3 protein-coding genes are annotated in these 4,300 nt (G+C 42.9%); 1 reads left to right on the forward strand and 2 read right to left on the reverse strand.

What is annotated here, in order from left to right:
- The coding region (locus tag Q7J27_14555; GenBank protein ID MDO9530361.1) for a transposase at window positions 1-138 on the forward strand (138 nt) is incomplete at its 5' end.
- Between the two features lie 255 nt (window positions 139-393).
- Here the strand turns inward: Q7J27_14555 and Q7J27_14560 are convergent.
- Both Q7J27_14560 and Q7J27_14565 read right to left on the reverse strand, forming a co-directional pair.
- Window positions 394-684, reverse strand: coding sequence for a nucleotidyltransferase family protein (locus tag Q7J27_14560; protein ID MDO9530362.1), 291 nt, complete (start codon window positions 682-684; stop codon window positions 394-396).
- 732 nt (window positions 685-1,416) lie between these two features.
- Window positions 1,417-3,969 carry a cation-translocating P-type ATPase gene (locus tag Q7J27_14565; protein ID MDO9530363.1) on the reverse strand — a complete coding sequence of 851 codons (2,553 nt, stop codon included), beginning with the start codon at window positions 3,967-3,969 and terminating at the stop codon, window positions 1,417-1,419.
- Between the last annotated feature and the right edge of the window lie 331 nt (window positions 3,970-4,300).

Below are 4,300 nucleotides of genomic sequence, written 5' to 3' on the forward strand. Positions count from 1 at the left end.
ATCTCATCGGGACCCATGGAAGGCACAAACAACAAAATCAAAACCATGAAACGAATGGCTTACGGCTTTAGAGATATGGAATTCTTCAAACTGAAAATTATGGCCCTTCACGAAACGAAGTACGCTTTAGTCGGATGAACCCTGTTTCTTTTATGACAGGGGCAACTTGCTTTATTTGATATCTCTTTCCGTGCCAGGATTGTCCAAAGGAAAAGTTGTATCGGCACAGGATTCTATCACTTTTGGCAGTCTCGCGGGAACCATTGATGACGGCCTGCTTTACCTCATCTTCGCTTGCGCCGCGTTCCACACATTGCTCTCGGGCATGGTGTGTGAGTCTGATCGGTTTCATGACTTCACTCCTCCTGGAGGTAATCGGAGAGCTCCCGCCCCTTAGACATATTCGACCTCGGACAGAATACGTTTACCAATGGCCGGCTTCAGCGCGGATTCCATGACCAGATCAACCTTGACATGGAGCTGGCCTTCAAGATATTCGCGCAGGTCCAAAAAGTCGAAGAGATCGATATCACGGTTGAAGGCAACGAGTGTATCGATATCACTATGCTTTTTCTGCTTCTCCCTGACATAGGAGCCGAACAAGCCGAGCCGCTGGACTCCGTAATGGGCTTCCATCTCGGGCTTGCTGTTTCTGATGATTTTGATTATTTCTTGCTTTCCCATAATTGCTTACCTGTAACATTATGCGTTTATAAAGTGTGGATTACACGAAGTTTCACGTCCGTCGTACGATAATCCATTATTCTTTATTGAATTAAGATGAATCGGCACGGCATGATTATCAGTATGTGCCGCAAATCAGCTTTGATCAGTGTTTCCCTTTTATGTTGGCAATATAGGAGAATTTTTGTTGCATGTCAATGTGATTTAGGGTGACGTCCTTCATCCACGGAATCAAGGAAGAGATATGCATCTTAGCTGCCATCTTATAGCCATAATTGGAAACGGTCTATATCTTCTCGACTTTCTATAGCTGTTTCAAGGCCTTCTCCTGCCAGACTTTCTCGCTGCTTACCACCCCTCCCATAGCACCTCCAACTGGCTGGCCGAATCCAGAACCCGGCTGTACGATCCCTAATCCACGGTTTCGATCTTGTCGTAGCGCATCTCGAAGGGATGGCGCTCCGTCGCGGAGTCGCGGCGGAAACCGCCTATATCTATTTAGCGACGATGTCAATCATATTAGGTGTCTGTCGATAGTTTATTGAAGTCGTGATTTTAGGAGACGGTGGCTGTGTAGCAGCTTTCAACCCGAACTAATCAGGTGAGACAGATGAAAATGTAGACGGTGCCGGTTATTGACGCCACCTACAAGTCCTCAATCTCACACTTTAAATGAGATTGAAGATTACGGGTTAAAATCAGCAAAGTTTACAGGAAAATGCCGGGAGATATTTAAAGCGCGATATGCTTTCTCAGCTTAAACATTTTATAGACTTCGAACCAAACGATGGTTGTCAATCCCGCTGAGCTACAAGTGACGATATTAATCAATGTCAGTTTGTTGAACTGGAATAAATCCAGAAAAAACGGAATATTTAAAATGAGTGCCAGAAAGAAAATGGCCCCGCCTACAACCCATAATACAGCTTTATTGGGTGTGGCTATAATCTTAAATATGTTGTCGGTCCATGACCGGTTCGTTAATATGACCGCGATGTTTGAAACAATTAACGTGGTAAATGCCATTGCCCGGACTTCTTTAGCGACATACCCGAGTTGCAGACCTACGATATAAACGGCAAGGGTTATGATAAGGATACCTGCACCCTGCAGACAACTGAACAAGATTTTATCGACTCCAAAAAAGGGGACATCTATTCTCTTGGGCGGCCTGTTCATTATGTTTTTCTCTTCTTTTTCGGCTTCAAATATGATGGAACATGCCGGATCGATGATTAATTCGAGGAAAACAATATGCACCGGCCATAAAATCAGTGGGAAATTACCCAGTAATATCGGAATTAAGGATAATCCGGCAATGGGCACATGGATAGCAAATGTGTATCCAAAGGCTTTTTGGAGGTTATCAAAGATCCGCCTGCCCATTTTTATGGCTCCTACAATGGATGAAAAGTTATCGTCCATGATCACCAGCGAAGAAGCTTCTCTGGCAACATCGGTACCCTTTTCGCCCATGGCAATTCCAATATCAGCCGATTTAAGAGCAGGGGCATCATTGATTCCATCTCCCGTCATGGCAACAATTTCGTTATTTTTCTTTAATGCATTTACAATTTTAAGTTTTTGTTCCGGGACCACCCTGGCAAAAACGTTTATTTCTTTTATCTTTTCGCATAATTCATCATCCGTCATTGTCTGTAAATCCTGACCGGTAATGCACCTTTCAGGATTTACAAGACCTATTTCCATGGCTATGTGTTTGGCTGTTACCGGGTAATCTCCTGTAATCATAATCACCCTGATACCGGCTTTAAAGCATTCGCTTACAGCTTCTTTAACATTTTCGCGAATAGGATCGGACAGCCCTATTAAACCAATAAAATCAAAAGTAAATTCGTGCTGAATTTCAGGTAAACCTTTTGCGTTAATTTTTGCTTTAGCAACGCCTATCACCCTTAATCCGCTTGCGGCTAATTCTTCAACGGCCGATGACAGACGTTTTTTGTTTTCTTCATCCAAATGACAAAGATCAAAAATAGCTTCCGGCGCTCCTTTTGTTGCAATTATTTTTTCCTGTGTTTCTTTAAATGAAAATACACGCGACATAGCCAGCAATTCTTTGGAAAGAGGGTATTCTTTCATCATTTCCCAATTCTTATGAATATGTCCGGTTTCTTTCAGGTATAAATCACCCATACCGGTAATTGCCTTTTCCATGGGATCAAAAGGATTAGTTTGACTCGAAAGAATGCCATACTCAATTATTTCATGAAATTCCGAATTAAGTTCATTAGCTTTTCCTACAGATAGAAAATCTTTCCCGTTATAGAGACTTGAAACTGTCATTTTATTTTGGGTAAGTGTACCTGTCTTATCGGTACATAGAACTGTCGCCGAGCCAAGCGTTTCTATTGCCGACGGTTTTCTGGTCAACACTTTAGTTTTTGACATTCGCCATGCCCCAAGGGCCATAAATACAGTGAGAATTACAGGAAATTCTTCCGGTAACACAGCCATAGCCAGCGTTATTCCTGCGAGGAACCCATCAACCAGACTTCCACGGGTAAGCGTGTAAACAACGATTACCAAAACGCAGAGTACAGCGGCTATAATCGTAAGTTTTTTCACCAGCGATCCCATTTCCAGTTTTAACCTGGTGGGTTCTTCTTTTACGCCCTCCAGCGCCTTGCCGATTTTTCCGATTTCGGTATTGATCCCGATGCTGGTTACCCGCGCAATTCCGTTGCCCTGAACAATCATGGAGCCGGAATAAACGAAGGGCAACTCGTCACCACCAGGTTGAATGATTTTTTCAACGCCATCCCAATCGTTTTTCCTAACGGGTACCGGTTCTCCTGTAAGTAATGATTCATCGGCCATTAAACTGACCGAATGGATCACGGTGGCATCTGCAGGAACCCTGTCGCCTTCCTGCAATACAATAATGTCGTCGGTTACAACTTCAAAACCGGCAATTCGTGTTTCCTTGCCATCCCTGATTACCAAAGCCCTGGGACTTGCCATGTCTTTTAATGCATCGAGGGCCTTTTCTGTCTTCTTTTCTTGAAAGAATTCGATCCCCATGATTACGAATACAAAGCCCAGAAGCATTAACCCTTCCCGTATATCTCCCATCACCATATACAAAGTGCCGCAAACAACTAAAAGTATAAACATGGGTTCTTTGACAACCCCCAGGGCAATGGAGAAAAAGTTTTTAGGTTTTGAAGACGGAAGATTGTTATAACCTTCGTTATGCCACTTTTCTTTTGCCTGGTCGGTGGTTAATCCTTTGTATTTATCGGAAGTTATGTCCAATTTCAAATGCGGTTGTCCTTTCACGGGATACATTTTGAAGATATCCACCGGATCGACATTCGGGTAGGAATTGCAATCAGGTAGCTAATAGTGCATTTCATTCTTACACTTTAATAAAAATCCATTACGACCATCCGTATCGTGATCAATTAATGCTATTCTTATCATCTACATGTTGAGTGCCACAACATCGTGGACACAACAAGGTGCCATAACATAGTAGTATTTGTTCTTTGAAAATCGAATAGTCACCATGTCATTCTCATGAACACAAAAACTCATTTAGGAGGTGTTCATGAAGGATGAAATTCAGCAAGAGCGAATCAGGGCAGTCCAT

This window comes from Syntrophales bacterium, from assembly GCA_030655775.1.
Taxonomy (GTDB): domain Bacteria; phylum Desulfobacterota; class Syntrophia; order Syntrophales; family JADFWA01; genus JAUSPI01.

Excerpts from the sequence above, each read along its gene's own strand:
- Q7J27_14560 (MDO9530362.1), bottom strand. The coding sequence starts at position 684 with ATGGGAAAGCAAGAAATAATCAAAATCATCAGAAACAGCAAGCCCGAG.